Here is a 17699-nt window from a genome sequence, read left to right on the forward strand (position 1 = left end):
CTCCACATCGCGGGGAGTCTTCGAGACGTCCACATCGGAGGCTCCGCTCGCCATGACGAAATCGGCGCGCTGCCACCGTGGGGACCATGACACCCAGGACTCGACTCCCACTAGCGTTGCGGGACGCTTCGTTCCGGGTTCGCGACGCCCTGCACCGAGGCGTCTCGCGGGGCCGCCTCGAAGCACGCGACCTCGTCCGCCCCTTCCACGGGATCCGATCCGCTGCAGTTCCCCGATCCATCGACGAACGAGCGCGAGCGCTGGCTCCGCGCCTCCGCCCGGACCAGGTGTTCAGCCACGCGACGGCGGCGGCGATCATCGGCGTTCCGCTTCCCCGCCGAGTCGAGCGCGACCCACGGCTGCACGTGACCACGATCGGAGTCGATCAAGCACTTCGCGTTCGGGGTGCGGTCGGACACCGTGCCCGATCCGGCACCGTCAGGATGACTGTCTCCCGAGGCGTCCCGATCAGTACTCCAACGGACACGTTCGTCGCGCTGGGGACGATGCTCACGATCGATGAGCTCGTCATCGCCGGTGACGCGCTCGTCGGCTGGCTCGGCTGGGTCACACTCGACGAACTGCGAGCGGCCGTCCGTCGACGTCGCGGCATGCGCGGCGTCCGCCGACTCCGCGCTGCATTGCTGGAGATCCGTCCTGGCTCCCAGTCCCCCGGGGAGACCCGAGCGCGACTCGTACTGACACGACACGGACTACCGGAACCAGCGCTGAACCACGATGTGGTGGTCGACGGTGTGTGGATCGCGCGCGTGGACCTGGCGTTCCCCGAAGCCCGGGTCGCGATCGAGTACGAGAGTGACCTGCACCGCACGGATCCGGCGACGTTCAAGAAGGACCTGACCCGGGGTGAGCACCTGAAGGACGTCGACTGGTGGCTGGTCCGGATCACGGCAGATGACGTCGGGCAACACGTCGAGCGCTTCGTCCATCGCGTACGTCGCCTGCTCGTCACGGGCGGTTCGGGGGCGCACGATCGGCGTTTCACGACACTTCGATGAACATTGGTTGACGCTTCAACCATTTGGGTACAGAATGGCGTAGCATCAACTTCGATGCGGGCGCATGGATTGGGGATCCGATCGCTCGCATCGCTCCACGAACTCCGTCGTCCCGGAAGGACACCACCATGACGCTCTCTGCTGACACCGTTCCCGGCTACCAGACCGGCACCTGGAAGATCGACCCGACGCACTCCGAGGTCACGTTCTCGGTTCGCCACCTGGCCATCAGCAAGGTCAAGGGCAAGTTCGAGAACTTCGACGCGACCGTCGTGACCGCTGAGAACCCGCTCGAGTCGACCATCGAGGCGAACATCGACGTTGCTTCGATCAACACCGGCCAGGAGCAGCGCGACCAGCACCTCAAGACGAGCGACTTCTTCCTCACCGAAGAGCACCCGCAGCTCACCTTCCGCTCCACCAGCATCGAGGCGAAGGGCGACGACCTGCACATCGCCGGCGACCTGACCCTGCGCGGCGTCACCAAGCCCGTCGTCCTCAAGGCCGAGCTGGGCGGTTTCACGACCGACGGTTACGGCCAGGTCAAGTTCGGTGCCGAAGCCAAGACGAAGATCGACCGCACTGAGTTCGGTGTGAACTGGAATGCCGCGCTCGAGGCCGGCGGCTTCACCCTCGGCAACGAGGTCACCATCAACCTCGACGTGCAGTTCGTCCTCCAGGCTGCCTGAACCCTGCGCTGACCCGCACCGCGGGACGCCCTGAACGAAGCCCCGACGCCCTTGCGGCGCCGGGGCTTCTTCATGTCCCTGTGGCTCCGCGCCATCCGCCGCCCGCCCCGGGACGACCCCGCCCGCCCCGGGACGACCCCGCCCGTCCGCGAGCGGGCGAAACACCACGAGCTCAGACAGCCGAACCGGGCAGTTTCGCCCGCTCGAATCACGTGGCCCGCAGGGCCTTGACCAGCCAAGCCCGGCCCAGCCCTGGGCACGTGCGAACGGGCAAAAGCGCTCCCTCATCGGCCTGATCGACCAGGGCGTTCCGCCCGCTCGCACCGGTGCCCCGTTCGCGCCCGCACCCGCACGACCCGAGCGGGCGAAAGGGAGCGGTGAGCTCCCCGGGACCACCGCGGCATTTCGCCCGCTCGCCCCCACCCACGCCCGCTCGCCCCCACCCGCCCCCGCTCGCCCCAATCCACCCCCGCTCGCCCCCACCCGCCCCCGCTCGCCCCCACCCACGCCCGCTCGCCCCCACCCACGCCCGCTCGCCCCCCCCCCGGAGACCGGACCGCGCGCCCGCGCCCGCGCGCGCGCGCCCGCGCGTGCCAGCGCAGCCCGCGGGGCGGGCGAGCACGCGTAGGTTGGGCGACGGGAATCTGCGGAGCACGGTGTCGGTTCCACGAACACCAGACCACAAACGCACCACCGCACCGCACCGCACCACCGCTCGACAGACCCCAGCCCACCCGCACGACCACCGCATGAACAGGAGCACCACCATGGCCACCGACTGGATCGCGCTGCAGGCCCTCGCGGCCGCCGAGTTCGGCCGCCGCGTCGCTGCCGTGACGGACTGGGACGCCCCGACGCCGGACTCGGAGTGGACGACCCGGGACCTCGTCACGCACGTCATCGACGAGCAACGGTGGATCCCCCTGCTGCTGACGGGCTGCGACTACTCCCAGGCGAAGGACGACCTGGCCGTCGAGCCGATCGGCGACGACCTGGTGGCCGCCTGGGACCGGTTCGCCGGTGCCGCGACGGCGTCCTGGCACGAGTCCGCGCAGGACACCCCCGTGCACCTGGAGACCGACGTCGTGACCGCGGGCGAGTACCTCGCCGAGCAGACCAGCGACATCACGATCCACACGTGGGACCTCGCACGGGCCACGGGCAGCGACGACCACCTGCCCGACGCGCTGGTGCACGCGGTCTGGCAGCACTTCGAGCCGCAGATCGAGTCCCTCGCGGCGACGGGCCTGTACGCCGCACCGGTCGAGGTCGACGACGACGCCCCGCTGCAGGTCCGTCTGCTCGCCGTCACAGGCCGCGATGCCAGGGTGAGTGCATGAGCGAAGGCATGAAGACCGTCCGCCTCGGCGCCACCGGCCTCGAGATCAGCAGCGTCGTCCTGGGCATGATGTCCTACGGCGACCCGGACCGCGGCTCGCACGCGTGGAGCGTCGGCATCGACGAGGCGCGGCCCTTCGTCCGCCGGGCGTTCGACGCGGGCATCACGACGTTCGACACGGCGAACGTCTACTCCGCCGGCAGCAGTGAGGAGATCACGGGCACGCTCCTGCGCGAGCTCGGTCCCCGCGAGGACGTCCAGGTGTTCACGAAGGTGCTCAACCGGATGCGCCCCGGCCGCAACGGCGCCGGCCTGTCCCGCATGGCGATCATGCACGAGATCGACGCCTCGTTGCAGCGCCTGGGCACCGACTACGTCGACCTCTACCAGATCCATCGCTTCGATCCGAACACCCCGATCGCCGAGACGATGGAGGCCCTGCACGACGTCGTCAAGTCCGGCAAGGCCCGCTACATCGGCGCGAGCAGCATGTGGGCGTGGCAGTTCGCCGAGATGCAGCACACCGCCGAGCTGCACGGGTGGACGAAGTTCGTGAGCATGCAGGACCAGTACAACCTGCTCGAGCGCGAGGAAGAACGCGAGATGCACCCGTACTGCGCCGCGACGGGCGTCGGCGTCATCCCGTGGAGCCCCCTGGCCCGCGGCAAGGTCACCCGCCCGTGGGACAGCGCGGGCTCCGGTTCGCGGTCGGACACGGACGAGTTCGGGAAGACCCTGTACCGCCAGGACGAGGACGCCAACCGCGCGATCGTCGGCGCCGTGCAGCAGGTCGCCGAGGACCGCGGCGTCAGCATGGCGCAGGTCGCCCTGGCGTGGGTGTCCGGCAAGAGCGCCGTCACCGCACCGATCATCGGCGCGACCAAGGAGCAGCACATCGACGATGCGGTGGCTGCCGCGGCGATCACGCTCACGGACGACGAGGTGACGCGACTCGAGTCCGCGTACACGCCGCGGGTGCCGTCCGGTTTCTGACGCCCCCACGAGACGGACAGGAGGCCCGGTGCCAGCTGGCACCCCTCCCTCGCAGGCTCGGTCGGCGCGCCCCGCGCGACGCTGGCGCGTCACCGCGCAGCGGGGCGCGCCCGTCCTCAGATGTGCGGACTCAGGCCGCCGGCGCCGCGCCTTCGCGCTCGAGCCGTGCGATCCGGGCGAGTGCTGCGCGCTCGGTCCCCGTCTGGTTGCCGAGCACCGAGCCGATCCCGTCGAGGACCAGCCCCGTCGCGCGCCCCACGGGGAGCTCGACCGGGCCGATCGCGGGTGCCCGCAGACCGAGCATCGACCGGTGCCGCGGGTCGAGCGTCGACGCGGCGCCCTGGAACAGCGCCTGGTAGCCCGGCCGGAGCATGCGGGCGAGCGGCGGGTTCTTGATGAAGCGCAGGACCTCGCGCGTGCGGGGTGTCACCGCGAGCTCGCCCCGGTCGAGGTAGCCGTTCATCTGCGCACGCAGTTCGGCCTCGGACTCGGGCGGGTCCTCGACGCGCATCAGGCGTCCGGCGATCGCCCATTCGCGCACGTAGGCGTCGGCGCCCCCGGGGATCGGGTCGCCCCACTGCTCGGCGGCGCGCAGGAACGCGTCCGTGAACGCCAGGTGCACCCAGCGAGCCAGGTCCGGGTCGTTCGCGGTGTAGTCGCGCGTCACGCCGTGGCCGTCGACGTACTGCCCGCGCACCTTCTCGTGCAGCCGGAGCACCCACTGGCTGGCGCCGGTCGCGGTGGCGGTGTCGCCGTGCGAGACCGTGTAGATCCAGCGGATCGTGCCGGCGAGCCTGCCGAAGGGGTCTTCGCGGTAGCGGGAGTGGTCGGCGACGCCGGCGAGTGCCCCCGGGTGCATCGCCTGCACCAGGAGCGCCCGGACGCCCGCGACGATGGTCTGCTTGCCGCCGTGCACCGACCACGTTGCCGAGCCCGGGCCGAAGAAGCCCGCGTCGGTCCCCTGTTCGAGTTCGTCGACCCAGGCCGGACGGTCCGTCGAGCTCCCCGTGAACGTGGTGTTGAGCCGGGAGCGGAAGGCGTCGGTGACGAAGGACATGTCCCCATCGTGCGTCGTGCTCCTGACATTCAGCCTCGGGTCCGCGCAGGGCCCAGGTCCGCCCAGCGCCCGGGTCCGCCCAGGGCCCGGGTCCGCTCACAGCCCGCTGTCGGTGCGGCCGATAGGTTGGGCGGGTGACCATCGACACGCCCCGTCCCTGGCTTGCCGCCTACGCCCCCGGCGTCCCGCACGACATCGACGAGCCGTCGGGGTCACTCGTCGACCTGGTCGAGCAGTCGGCGAAGCGGTTCCCGAAGAAGGTGGCGCTGGAGTTCTTCAAGCGGACGACGACGTACGCCGAGCTCGAGGACCAGATCGCCCGCGCCGCGAACGGTCTGCGGAAGCTCGGGGTGGTCGCCGGGGACCGCGTCGCGCTCGTGCTGCCGAACTGTCCGCAGCACGTCGTCGCGTTCTACGCCGCACTGCGCATCGGCGCCGTCGTCGTCGAGCACAACCCGCTGTACACCCCGCGCGAACTCCGGCACCAGTTCGAGGACCACGGCGCCCGTGTCGCGATCGTGTGGGACAAGTCGGTCGAGACGCTGCAGGACTTCCCCGCCGACGTCCGGCTCGATGCGATCGTGTCCGTCGACCTGACGAAGGCCATGCCGCGCACGACCCGGCTCGCCCTGTCGCTCCCCGTCGCCAAGGCCCGCGAGTCCCGCGCGAAGCTCACGACGAAGGTGCGCGGCACCACGAAGTGGGACGACCTGGTGACGTCGCGACGACTGCCCCGCCGCACGGCCCGGCCCGCGACCGACGACGTCGCGCTCATCCAGTACACCTCGGGCACCACGGGCACGCCGAAGGGTGCCACGCTGACCCACCGGAACCTCATCGCGAACGCCGCACAGGCGCGTGCCTGGGTCCCGCAGATCCAGCCGGGCGACGGCAGCGTCGTGTACGCGATCCTGCCGATGTTCCACGCCTACGGCCTGACGCTCTGCCTGACCTTCGCGATGAGCATGGCGTCGCGCCTGGTGCTGTTCCCGGCCTTCGAACCCGCCCTGGTCCTGACGGCCATGCAACAGCACCCGCCGACGTTCCTGCCGGCGGTGCCGCCGATCTACGCGCGGCTGCAGCACGCGGCCGACGCGAAGAAGGTCTCGTTGCGCGGCATCGAGATCGGCATCTCTGGGGCGATGCCGCTGTCGGCCGAGGTCGTCGAACCGTGGGAGGCCCGCACCGGCGGCTACCTGGTCGAGGGCTACGGCCTGTCGGAGTGCTCCCCCGTGCTGATAGCGAACCCGGTGTCCGACGCCCGCCGCGAGGGCTCGATCGGCCTGCCGCTGCCCTCGACCGAGGCCCGCGTGGCCGACCCCGACGACCCCACGAAGGTGCTCGGCACGGACGAGCCCGGCGAACTCCAGGTGCGCGGGCCGCAGGTGTTCAGCGGGTACTGGGGCAGGGCCGACGCGACCGACGAGGTCTTCACCGCGGACGGCTGGTTCCGCACCGGGGACATCGTGGCCATCGACGCCGACGGGTTCGTGCGGATCGTCGACCGGCTCAAGGAGCTCATCATCACCGGCGGTTTCAACGTCTCACCCACCGAGGTCGAGGACACCCTCGTGAAGCACCCCAGCGTGCGCGAGGTCGCCGTCGTCGGGATCACCCAGGGTGGCAACGAGCAGGTCGTCGCCGCCGTGGTGCCGGTCGACGCTGCCGCGTTCGACGCCGACGCCCTGCGTGCCTACGCTCGTGAGCACCTGGCGGCGTACAAGGTGCCGCGCCGGGTCGTCGTGGTCGAGGACCTGCCGCGCTCGATGATCGGCAAGGTGCTGCGGCGGAAGGTCCGCGACCAGATCGTCAGCTAGCCCGGTCAGGACACGTGGACGCTCGGTCGCCGCGAGACCTCGGGCTCGGCTTCACGCAGGACCTCGCGCGTGACCGGGGCGACGTCGCCCACGCCCGTGAAGACGAACCGGATCGCGTTGCGGATCGGGCTGCCCTCGTTCCACTCGAAGTACACGCTCGGCACGACACCCGCCAGGTCGCGGATCGCGAGCAGCGTCGACGCGATCGTGTTCGGCACGTTGCCGGACCGGACACGCAGCACACGGTGGCCGTGGACGACGTGGCCCTCGACGACCAGGTCCTCTTCGAAGTCGGACGAGTCGGCGGGCAGGACCTCGAGGAACATCGTCGGGACACGGGCGGGGATGCCCGAGTCACGGCGTTCCTCGCGCCCCTTCGCCCGGTACGCGGCCGCGGTGCCGGCGCCGGGCTCGTTCGCGATGATGCAGACCGAGCTGAACTGGTCGGCGTCGGCCTCGACGAACTGCCGCGCGGTGGCGTCGAGCTCGATCGACGAGGCGCGGAGCTCGAACGAGCGGCGCACGCGTGACACGAGCGAGACGACGACGATCGCGATGATGAAGATCGCCGCGATGCGCACGCCGTCGGGCCGTTCGATCACGTTGGCGACGGTCGTGTAGACGAACACGACCGCGATGATGCCGAACCCGATCGTCCGCTTCTTCTGCTGCTTGCGGCGGGCCGACAGGGTCACCGCGACCGCGGCGCTCGTGATGAGCACGAGCACGCCGGTGGCGTAGGCACCGCCCTGGGCGTCGACGTTGGCCTGGAAGATGATCGTGATGACGAAGGCGATGAGCGTGAAGATGATGACGAGCGGTCGGGTCGCTCGGGCCCACTGCGGCGCCATGCCGTAGCGCGGCAGGAAGCGGGGCACCAGGTTCAGCAGCCCCGCCATCGCGCTCGCGCCGGCGAACCACAGGATCGCCACGGTCGAGAAGTCGTACACCGACCCGAACACCCCGCCCAGGTACTCGTGGGCCAGGTACGCCAGCGCCCGGCCGTTCGCCCCGCCCCCGGGCTGGAACTCGCGCTGCGGGATCAGGAACGTCGTGACGATCGACGAGGTGATGAGGAACGTGCTCATGATCACCGCCGCCGTGGTCAGCAGCCGCTTGGTGCCGCGGATGCGCCCCTCGGGCCGGGCGCTGGTCGCATCGCTCGGGTCGCCCGTGACCTGCGGCATGACCGCGACACCGGTCTCGAAGCCGGACAGCCCGAGCGCGAGCTTCGGGAAGACGATGAGCGCGATGCCGACCATGACGAGCGGGTTGCTGTGCTGCGCGGTCAGGCTGCTCCACCAGTCGGTGGCGACCATCGGGCGCTCGAACACGTGCCACAGGGCGACGCCGACGACGACCGCGTTGAGCACCAGGTACACGGCGACCAGGCCGACGGCGATGCCGATCGCTTCCTTGAACCCGCGCAGGAACACCACGCCGAGCAGGAGCAGCAGCGCCAGGGTGAGCGGGACCGGGATCTCGGTGAACCAGTGCGGGGTGAACGGGTTCTCGGCGATGTGCGCGGTGGCGTCGGCGGCCGACAGCGTCATGGTGATCATGAAGTCCGTGACCGCGAACCCGAGCAGCACGAGCACGAAGAGCTTGCCCGCCCACCACGGCAGCAGCTTCTCGAGCATCATGATCGACCCGGCGCCGCGGAAGCTGTCCTGTGCCACCCGGCGGTACACGGGCAGCGCGCCGAACAGCGTGACGAGGACGAGCACGATCGTGGCGATCGGCGAGAGCAGTCCGGCGGCGAGCGCGGCGATGGCGGGTTGGTACCCGAGCGTCGAGAAGTAGTCGACGCCGGTCAGGCACATGACGCGCCACCACGAGTGGGTCTTCTCGACCTCGACCTGGTGCGGACCCTGGTGGTCGGCACCCCGGTCGGACCCCTGCAGCATCCACTGCCGCAGGCGCGTGTTCCGGCCGGATCGAGGCGCTCGGACCGACGGGTCGGCGCGCTCGGTGTCTGTCGCGGTCATGGGCCCTCTCGCTGCCGGGACGTCGGGGGTGCCCGACGAACAGGAGTCGATCGTAAGCGGTCCGGGTGACGCGTCGCACGCCACCCGGACCGACCTGTGCAGAACCGCCTACTTGGCGCTGATCCGTGTGTACTTCGACACGGCCCAGGGCACGAACACGACGAGCATCACCGCGATGCCGATCAGGACCGTGACGACCGGGTGCTGCATCGTCCAGATGTCGGGCACGGGCGCCGACCCGACGTTGCCGAACAGCTCGCGCGCGGCCTGCACCAGCGAGGACACCGGGTTCCACTCGGCGAACACCCGCAACACCAGCGGCAGCGTGTCGCTCGGGACGAACGCGTTCGAGACGAAGGTCAGTGGGAACAGGATCATGAACGACGCGTTGTTGATGACCTCGGGCGTCTTGACGCTCATGCCGAGCAGCGCCATCACCCAGCTGAACGCGTAGCTGAACAGCAGCAGCAGTCCGATGCCGGCCAGGAACTCGAGCGGCGACGAGTTGACCCGCCACCCCACCGCCAGGCCCGTCACCATCATGATCACCATGGAGATCGTGTTGAGCACCAGGTCGCTGTTGGTCCGGCCGACCAGCACCGCGGACGCCGACATCGGCAGGGTGCGGAACCGGTCGATGAGCCCTTCCTTCAGGTCCTGCGCCATCGCCGAGCCGGAGAACGTGGCCCCGAACACGACCGTCTGCGCGAAGATCCCCGCCATCAGGAACTGCGTGTAGTCCGTCCCCTGCACGGCGATCGCGCCACCGTAGACCTGGCTGAACAGCAGCACGAACATGATCGGCTGCAGCACCGCGAACACGAGCATGTCCGGAGACCGCTTGATCTTGATCAGGTTGCGCTTGGTGACGGTCCAGCCGTCCTCGAACCACACGGCCAGCGGCGCGGTGACGACGACGGGCAGCTGCCGACCGGGCGCGGTCACGGTGGCGGTCATCGGACCCGCTCCTCGGATGCGTCAGCACGACCGCGCGAGCGCGCAGCACCACCAGCACCGGCACCGGGACCGGCGCCAGCAGCAGCAGCACCCGAACGACCACCGACACTGGCGCCGGCAGCACCGCCGGGCCCGTCGCCGTCGTCCTCGGTCGCCGCGTGCCCCGTCAGACGCAGGAACACGTCGTCGAGCGTGGGGCGTCGCATGCCGGCGTCGTGGAGTTCGATGCCCGCCTCGCCCAGGTCGGCGAGCACGCGCTGCAGCGCCGGGGGCCCGGCGTCGACTGCGATGCCGAACGTGCGCCCGTCGCCGGAGACCTCGACCGCACCCGTGCCGTACCGCCGCAGCACCGTCGTGGCCGCGTCGCCGTCGGCGTCGTCGACCAGCGTGACCACCACCCGGTGGCCGCCGACCTGGGCCTTGAGCTGGTCGGCGGTTCCCTCGGCGATGACCGTGCCGTCGTCGATCACCGCGATGTCGTCGGCGAGCCGGTCGGCTTCTTCCAGGTACTGGGTTGTCAGCAGCACGGTCGCGCCGTCGGCGACCAGACGCTCGATGATCCCCCAGAGCGCGAGTCGGCTGCGCGGGTCGAGTCCGGTCGTCGGTTCGTCGAGGAACAGCACGCTCGGGTTCATCACGAGCGCACCGGCCAGGTCGATCCGCCGCCGCATGCCGCCGGAGAACCCCTTGACGGGTCGGTCGCCGGCCTCGGACAGGTCGAACACGTCGATGAGCTCACGTGCCCGCTGCCGCGAGGCCCTGCCGCCCAGGTGGTAGAGCCGCCCGATCATCTCGAGGTTCTCGAACCCGGTCAGGTTCTCGTCGACGGCGGCGTACTGCCCGGAGACGCCGATCGACCGCCGGGTGGCCTGGGGATCGGCGACGACGTCGATGCCCGCGATCGTGGCGGTGCCCGCGTCGGGCTTGATCAGGGTCGTCAGCACCTTGACCGTGGTGGTCTTGCCGGCGCCGTTGGGCCCGAGGAGCGCCATGACGGTGCCCTGCGGGACGGACAGGTCGAGGCCGGCGAGCGCGTGCACCGGCCCCGACTTGGATCGGTAGGTCTTGGTCAGCCCGGAGGCCTCGATGATGGCCATGCCGCCACTCCTTCGTGGACCGTGCAACAAGGAAGGGTCGGCACCGGTCAGGCGTCAGATGTCGAATCCGCCGCCCATGTCGCCGCCGAAGTCGTCGAAGCCGCCGCCGCCTCCGAAGTCGGAGCCGCCGCCGTCGTCCCACGACGCGTTCTCGGCACCAGTGTCCCCCGAACCACCGTCACCCGCATCCCCCGATCCGGCGTCGTTGCCGCCGTCGCCCGAGGCGTCCGTCCCGCCGTCGAACCCGGAGGGGTCCGGCAGGAAGGCGCTCATCAGCGTCGAACCGATCACGTAGCCGGCCACGGTCCCCAGGATCGACGCGCCGAGCATCCCGCCGAACGACGGACCCTGGCGCTGGCCGAACCCGCCGCCCATGCCGCCGCGACCGTTCATGCCACCGTTCATGCCGCCGAGCGAGCGCTCCATGAAGCCGGGCTGCCGGATCTCGGAGCGGGTCGCCGCCTGTGCCAGCGAGCGTGGGTCGTCGCCGCGCGGGGCCTCGCCCGCGGGGGCGGTGCGGGTGAACTCGTCGTAGACCATGCGGCGCTGCTCGGGCGTCAGGCGCTCGAAGGCCTCGGCGTGGACCTCTTCGATGCGCTCGGGCGGCGCGGTCTTCAGCAGGTAGCGGTACCGCTCGACGGCCTGTTCGTCCTCGGAGCGCGCACCACCCGGACCAGCGACCCCACCCGGGGCGCCGGCACCGGGAACGGGCGCTGCGTTGTACGACTGCTGGCCGTACTGGTAGCCCTGCTGCTGGGGCTGCCCCCAGGTCGGCTGCTGCGGCTGCTGCGCGTTCCAGCCCTGCTGCTGCGATCGGTCCTCACGGCCGAGCAGGCGGTCGAGGAATCCCATGGCGTTGCTCCTTCGGCACGGACACGGTGTCCGTGGAGTTGCCACAGTAGGGTCGCCGGACGACCGGTGACTGTGTGGCCGCACAGAATGCGGTGGACGTCACCACCGAACGGCCTGGAGGCGCGGGGCGGGCCCGCCACGCGCCTCCCGTCCGATGCGTCAGCGGGCGGCGCGGAGCGCCCCCACCCACACCTGGTGCAGTTCGTCGGCGGCTCCGGGGTGGGCCACCAGGAACGGCGCACCGAGCTCGGGGAAGCCGGACACCGGACCGTCCTCGGTCATCACGACGCCGCCTGCCTCGTGGACGAGCAGCACCGCGGCGCCGTGGTCCACCGGGTTGAACGACGACACGCAGCCGCCGATCCCCCGACCGGCCGCGACCTGCGCGATCGTCAGCGTGCCGGAGCCCTGCACCCGCAGCGTGCAGGACCGGGCGGCGAGCGCGTCGAGGAACGCGCCGAAGCCCGGCCACGGCAGGTGCCCGTCGAGCTCGGTGCCGACGACGGCGCCCGCCAACGGCCGAGGCACGTCGTCGAGCCGGAGCTGCCGGTCGCGGATCGTGGCACCGCGACCACGACGGGCCTCGAGCACCTCGCCCCGCCACGGGTCCGCGACGACGCCCACGACGGGTCGGCCGCTGCGGGTCAGACAGAGCGACATGCTGGTCCACGGGATGCCGTTCGCCAGGTTCGTCGTGCCGTCGACGGGGTCGAGGTACCAGCGGTGCTTGTCGCCGGGGGCCTCGCCGTACTCCTCGCCGGTGAACCCGTGCGTCGGGAAGGCAGCGCGGACCCGACCGCGGACGTGCTGCTCGACGAGCCGGTCGACGTCGGTCACCAGGTCGGCTGCGTGTGCCTTCGTCGTGATCGTGCCGACGGGGTGCTCGCGCGTGAAGGCGATGACCTCGTGCGCGATCCGGTGTGCCAGGGCCTGGGCCCGTGATGCCACCTCGGTCTCGGTCGGCTCGCGCGCGGGCTCCGGCCAACCGTCACGCTCGGCGGCGGCCATGGCGGCACGGACCAGCGCCAGGTCGTTCGTCGTGATCGAGTCGGCACCGAGCCGGGCGGCCCACAGCGCGGGTTCCGGGTCGTCGACCGTCCACACGGACACCTGCAGTCCGAGGTCGTGCGCCGCCCGGACCGTGCGCGGGGTCAGGAACGCGACGTCGAGGTTGAGCGTCGACGGGGTCAGGTCGACCAGGTCGGCGGGCGTCGGCGGTTCGAGCGACTCCCACGCAAGCCAGACGTCGGCGTCCGGCAGGACCGTGCGCACGGCGTGCATGGCGTCGGGCGCCCCGCACCAGGCGACGGTGACCGACGCCGTGGAGCCCGCGACGGTGGCGGCGGCGACCACGGCGTCCACGGGGTCGGTCAGGTCGACGAGCAGCACCGACCGGCAGCCGTCGAGCCGCTCGAGCACGGCGTCGAGCCGCGGGATGCGGTCGAGGCCGTTGCCCAGCCGGGCCACGTCGCACCACGCGACCTCCGACACGCGGCGTGCGTCGCCCCACAGCCGGCCGAGGGTCTCGTCGTGCACCAGCACGGCGACCCCGTCGGCGGTGCGCCGGACGTCGACCTCGATCGTGTCGGCCCCGAGCGCCTCGGCGACCGCGACGGCGGGCAGGGTGTTCTCGCGGCGGACACGCGGCGCACCGCGGTGGGCGACCAGGCGCGGCAGGCGTACACGGGACCGCGCGCCGTGCTCGGCGTCGACCGTCGGCAGCGTCTCGGTGCTCATCGAGGGCCCTCCACCAGTGCGCCGTCGCGGTAGACCAGCACCGACCCGAGCCGGACGCCCGTGGTGCTGCCGATCACTGGCGGCGCACCGGTCACGAACGACCGCAGCTCGGCGTCACCGGCGGCGAGCACGACCTCGGCGAAGTGCCCGCGCATGAGCACACGGGTGACGGTCGCCGTGACGGTCGAGTCCGGCACGAGCGTGACCTCCTCCGGTCGGACGAGGACCTCGTCCCCGTCGGCGATCGGCGTGCGCACGTCGGCCAGGAACGCGCCGCGCACGAAGCTGGTGGCACCGATGAACGAGGCCACGAACCGGGTGGCGGGCCGGGCGTACAGGTCGGTCGGCGACGCCACCTGCTCGATCCGGCCGTCGTGCATCACCGCGATCCGGTCCGACACGCTGAGCGCCTCGTCCTGGTCGTGCGTGACGATCACGGTCGTGATGCCCAGGCGCTGCTGGATCCGGCGGATCTCGTCGCGGACGCTCACCCGCAGCTTGGCGTCGAGGTTCGACAGCGGCTCGTCGAGCAGCAGCACGTCGGGCTCCTGCACGATCGCCCGCGCCAGGGCGACGCGCTGCTGCTCGCCACCCGAGATCGCGGTCGGCTTCGACCCGGCGTGGTGCGTCAGCCCGACCAGCTCGAGGGCTTCGCGCACGCGTTCGGCCGTGCGCTGCTTGGACACGCGGCGGGTGCGGAGCGGGAACGCCACGTTCTGCGTGACGGTCATGTGCGGCCAGAGGGCGTAGTTCTGGAACACCATCGCACTCGGACGGCGCTCCGGTCCCAGGTCGGTGACGTCGGCGCCGCCCATCGTCACGGTGCCGCCGTCGACCGGCAGGAAGCCGGCCACCATGCGGAGCGTGGTCGTCTTGCCGCAGCCGGACGGGCCGAGCAGCGAGACGAGCTCACCCTTCGCCACGTCGAGGTCGATGCCGGCGACGACGTCGCGGCCGCCGAGGAACTTGGTCAGTCCCCGCAGCGCGAGCCCGCCGCCGGTGCGGCCGTCGGTGGTCCGGCCGTCGGTGGGCCGTCCGCCGGTCTGGAGGCTCGGTGCGGGGTCCGCGACGAGCGTTGCGTCCGTCATGGGGTCGCCTTTCGTGCTGGGAGTGGTCATCGGATCTGGAACCCGTCCGCCAGGCGGCCGCCCATGATGTGCTTGCGGGCCAGGGTCATGAGCACCACGGACGGGATGCTCAGCGCGATCGCGAACACCGCCGACACCTGCCGCGGCGAGTTCAGGACGAGCGAGTACATCGCGGTCGGCATGGTCATGTACGTCGGGGCGCCGACCAGGTAGGTGCCCTGGGCCTCGTCGAACGAGGCCAGGAAGCTCATCACCATCGCGACGAGGATGCCCGGCCAGGCGATCGGGAGCGTGACGGACCAGAACGTGCGCCAGCGACCTGCCCCGGCGTCGCGCGCGGCCTCTTCGAGGGAGCGCGGCACGGCCGAGAACGCCGCCGCGGGCAGCCACGTCATGAACACGACGCAACCGAGCACGTGCACGATGAGGATGCCGGTCACGGTGTTCATCAGGTTCAGCGCGGTGAACATCGCCGACATCGTGACGAACAGGCCCATCTTCGGGAAGGCGTTCGTGGCGAACAGCCCGACGAGCACCAGCCGGCGTCCGGGGAACTCGATCCGGCTGATCGCCCACGCAGCGGGCAGGCAGACCACCGCGGCGATCAGGACGGTCAGCGGTGCCAGCACGAGCGAGTTCTGCACGGCGACGGCGAGGGACGGGTCCTGGAACACGGTCCCCCACCACGACAGGGTCCACCCGTCGGGCAGCAGGTTCGGGTACGTCCAGCTGGTGGCGAAGGCCCGGACGGCCAGCCACAGCAGGGGGCCGGCGATGAACACGGCCAGGACGACGGCGGTCGCCCAGACCAGTGCGGTGCCGGTGAGGCGCTTGATCATCGCTGTCCCTTCCCGAGCTCGCGCGCGTTCGAGCGCACGGTGGACCGGAGGTAGAAGACGCTGGCAGCTGCGGCGAACGCGAACACGATGAACGCCATCGCGGTGGACTGCTGCGGCCGGTTGTACGACTGGAAGTACTTGGAGATGTCGACGCCGAGCATCGACGGGGCGTTCGGACCGGTGAAGTACGGCACCGTGAACGACCCGAGCACACCGATCACGGTGAACGTCGTCGCGATGACGATGGGCGTCGCGGCCATCGGCAGCAGGACCTGCCACACGACGCGCCACGTGCTGGCACCGGCGTCCTTCGCGGCCTCGATCAGGGCGTCGGGTGTGCCCTGCAGCGCCCCGGCGATCATGAGCACGGCGAACGGCAGACTGGTCCAGACGCTGCCGAACACGACCGCGACGAGCGTGTAGCCCCACACCGGCACGTCGATGCCCACCTGGGCGCCGGCGCTGCGCAGGAACCCCTGCGCGTCGGTGAACGTCAGGATCGACCAGCTCGCGATCACCACGGGGACGAAGATCGGCACGACGGCCAGCACGCTGAGTGTCCGGCCGAGGAACCCGCCGCGCAGCCGCAGGATCACGGCGATCAGCACGGCGAGCGCGATCGTCAGTCCGGTCGAGGCGACCGTGACCCCGATCGTGGCGCCGAGGTCGCGCAGGAACGTGGGGTTGCCGAGCAGCGTTCCGTACACCCCGAACGAGAACCCGCGCACGGTGTCCTGGCCGATGTCGGCGAGCGCCTGGTTCAGCCCGCCGGTGAACCCGAGGCTGAACAGGGCGGCGTTGACCACCGGCACGCCGACGAACAGCACGACCACCAGCACCGGGGCGGTGACGAGCGCGATGCCCTGCAGGCGCCGGCGGCGCTCCAGCCGCTGCTGGACCGTGCGCCGGTCGGTCGGGTCGGTGGCGCCCTGGGCTGGGGCGGGGACGGGCGAGAGGCCCGTGGCGGAGTCGCCACGGGCCTCCCGGTCGAGCGCCGGGCCGTTCGGGACGGTCTGGGTCACTGCGGGACCTTCGCGTCCCACGCCGCGTTCATGTCGGCGGCGAACTCGCTCTGGAAGCCGAGGCGGAGCTTCGACGGGTCGGCCTTCGAGAACTGCTCGGCGACGCTCGACGGCAGCGAGCTGAGCGGGATGACCGGGTAGCCGGACACGGCGTTCGCGACGAGCTGCTGTCCCTTCGAGGACAGGACGAAGTCGGCGAGTTCCTCGGCGGCCTGCTTCTTGGCCTTCGGCTCGGTCTTCGGGATGCCGAGGTAGCTCGCGCTGCCCGTGAACGTCGGGTCGGAGATCTGCGTGAACGCGATGTCCTTGCCGATCGTGCCGGCCTTCTGCGCGGTGATGAACTGGTCGCTCCACACCGGGGCCATGGCGATCTGGCCGGAGCCGAGCATCTGCAGCACCTGGTCGTTGCCGTTCGGGTAGACGCCCTTCTGGTACATCGACGGGCCGAGGTCCTTGAGCGTGGCGAAGCCCTCGTCCCACTTCGACTCGAGCGACTTGTCGTACGTCGTCTGCATCGTGGACTGCTCGCTCTTCGACAGGTACTTCGCCAGGACCGTCATCACGAACGAACCACCCGAACCGCCCGAGGACGGCGAGTTGTAGGCGAACTGACCGGGGTTGTCCTTGATCCACGACAGCAGGGCGTCAAGGGTCTTCGGCGGCGTCGACACCTTCTTGGTGTCGTACGCCAGCAGCACGCTCGATGCGCGGTACGGGATGGCCCGGTCGCCGCCCTGCTGCTTCGTCGCCTTCGGCACGTTGGCCAGGTTCGGGATCGCGCTGTCGTCGACCGTCGCCATCAGGCCGGCCTTGCCCGCGGTGGTGACGAAGCCGGCGTCGACCAGGTCGTAGGCCACGGTCTTGTCGGCCTTGACCGCGGTCGCCAGGTTGGCCTGGGTCTGCGCGTCGTGCTCGCCGTGCAGGTCGATGCTGGTGCGGACGGAGATCTTCGGGTGCTGCTTCTCGAAGGCGGGGATGAGCGACTTGTCCCAGAGGTCCTGGACGTTCGTGTCGCCGCTGATGAACACGGTGAGGCTGGTGCTGCCGGTGTCGCTGTCGGCGCTGTCGTTCGCGGCGTTGGCGCTCTGGACGCAGCCGGACAGTGCGACGGTGGCGACGGCGGCGATCGCGAGGCCGGCGAGGGCTCGGGTCTTCACGGCGGTGGTCTCCCTGGTTCGTGGGGTGGTGCGTGGGGGTGTGGTGCG

General features: G+C 70.9%; 15 protein-coding genes. 5 read left to right on the top strand and 10 right to left on the bottom strand.

Annotated features, from left to right (window positions below):
• The first annotated feature begins 443 nt into the window (after nucleotides 1–443).
• The 4 genes from MT346_RS02870 (at nucleotide 444) to MT346_RS02885 (ending at nucleotide 4040) form a co-directional block, all read left to right on the top strand.
• The gene (locus MT346_RS02870; RefSeq protein WP_243561245.1) at nucleotides 444–1019 is read left to right on the top strand and encodes a hypothetical protein; all 576 of its coding nucleotides are present in this window, start codon (nucleotides 444–446) and stop codon (nucleotides 1017–1019) included.
• A gap of 128 nt (nucleotides 1020–1147) precedes the next feature.
• The gene (locus MT346_RS02875) at nucleotides 1148–1708 is read left to right on the top strand and encodes a YceI family protein (protein ID WP_243561246.1); all 561 of its coding nucleotides are present in this window, start codon (nucleotides 1148–1150) and stop codon (nucleotides 1706–1708) included.
• 767 nt (nucleotides 1709–2475) lie between these two features.
• Complete coding sequence (locus MT346_RS02880) at nucleotides 2476–3048, top strand: TIGR03086 family metal-binding protein (protein WP_243561247.1); 573 nt, start codon at nucleotides 2476–2478, stop codon at nucleotides 3046–3048.
• 8 nt (nucleotides 3049–3056) lie between these two features.
• Entirely contained in the window at nucleotides 3057–4040 is a 984-nt protein-coding gene (locus MT346_RS02885) for an aldo/keto reductase (RefSeq protein ID WP_243561441.1), read from the top strand.
• A 130-nt stretch (nucleotides 4041–4170) separates the two neighbouring features.
• On the opposite strand, the gene MT346_RS02890 is transcribed toward MT346_RS02885, so the two are convergent.
• Nucleotides 4171–5097, bottom strand: coding sequence for an oxygenase MpaB family protein (locus tag MT346_RS02890; RefSeq protein ID WP_243561248.1), 927 nt, complete (start codon nucleotides 5095–5097; stop codon nucleotides 4171–4173).
• A 134-nt stretch (nucleotides 5098–5231) separates the two neighbouring features.
• Between MT346_RS02890 and MT346_RS02895 the strand changes: the two genes are divergently transcribed.
• Entirely contained in the window at nucleotides 5232–6914 is a 1683-nt protein-coding gene (locus MT346_RS02895; RefSeq protein WP_243561249.1) for a long-chain-fatty-acid--CoA ligase, read from the top strand.
• Nucleotides 6915–6919: 5 nt separating this feature from the next.
• Here the strand turns inward: MT346_RS02895 and MT346_RS02900 are convergent, their stop codons facing one another.
• From MT346_RS02900 to MT346_RS02940, 9 genes are all read right to left on the bottom strand, one after another.
• Nucleotides 6920–8902, bottom strand: coding sequence for an amino acid transporter (locus tag MT346_RS02900; RefSeq protein WP_243561250.1), 1983 nt, complete (start codon nucleotides 8900–8902; stop codon nucleotides 6920–6922).
• A 108-nt stretch (nucleotides 8903–9010) separates the two neighbouring features.
• Nucleotides 9011–9859: an ABC transporter permease gene (locus tag MT346_RS02905; protein ID WP_243561251.1), complete on the bottom strand. Its 849-nt coding sequence runs from the start codon at nucleotides 9857–9859 to the stop codon at nucleotides 9011–9013.
• Complete coding sequence (locus MT346_RS02910) at nucleotides 9856–10956, bottom strand: ATP-binding cassette domain-containing protein (RefSeq protein WP_243561252.1); 1101 nt, start codon at nucleotides 10954–10956, stop codon at nucleotides 9856–9858. The genes MT346_RS02905 and MT346_RS02910 overlap by 4 nt, the downstream gene beginning before the upstream one ends.
• A gap of 54 nt (nucleotides 10957–11010) precedes the next feature.
• Complete coding sequence (locus MT346_RS02915; RefSeq protein WP_243561253.1) at nucleotides 11011–11808, bottom strand: hypothetical protein; 798 nt, start codon at nucleotides 11806–11808, stop codon at nucleotides 11011–11013.
• 159 nt (nucleotides 11809–11967) lie between these two features.
• Complete coding sequence (locus tag MT346_RS02920) at nucleotides 11968–13545, bottom strand: inositol monophosphatase family protein (protein ID WP_243561254.1); 1578 nt, start codon at nucleotides 13543–13545, stop codon at nucleotides 11968–11970.
• On the bottom strand, nucleotides 13542–14633 hold the full coding sequence (locus MT346_RS02925; RefSeq protein ID WP_243561255.1) for an ABC transporter ATP-binding protein: 1092 nt from the start codon (nucleotides 14631–14633) through the stop codon (nucleotides 13542–13544). The genes MT346_RS02920 and MT346_RS02925 overlap by 4 nt, the downstream gene beginning before the upstream one ends.
• A gap of 26 nt (nucleotides 14634–14659) precedes the next feature.
• The gene (locus MT346_RS02930; protein WP_243561256.1) at nucleotides 14660–15472 is read right to left on the bottom strand and encodes an ABC transporter permease; all 813 of its coding nucleotides are present in this window, start codon (nucleotides 15470–15472) and stop codon (nucleotides 14660–14662) included.
• A complete protein-coding gene (locus MT346_RS02935; protein WP_243561257.1) occupies nucleotides 15469–16494 on the bottom strand; it encodes an ABC transporter permease in 1026 nt (341 codons plus the stop codon). Before MT346_RS02935 ends, MT346_RS02930 begins: the two co-directional genes overlap by 4 nt.
• Nucleotides 16491–17651 (bottom strand): PotD/PotF family extracellular solute-binding protein, encoded by a 1161-nt coding sequence (locus tag MT346_RS02940; protein ID WP_243561258.1) that lies wholly within the window; start codon nucleotides 17649–17651, stop codon nucleotides 16491–16493. Before MT346_RS02940 ends, MT346_RS02935 begins: the two co-directional genes overlap by 4 nt.
• Nucleotides 17652–17699: the final 48 nt, after the last annotated feature.

The organism is Curtobacterium sp. VKM Ac-2922 (genome assembly GCF_022815645.1).
Classification (GTDB): Bacteria; Actinomycetota; Actinomycetes; order Actinomycetales; family Microbacteriaceae; genus Curtobacterium.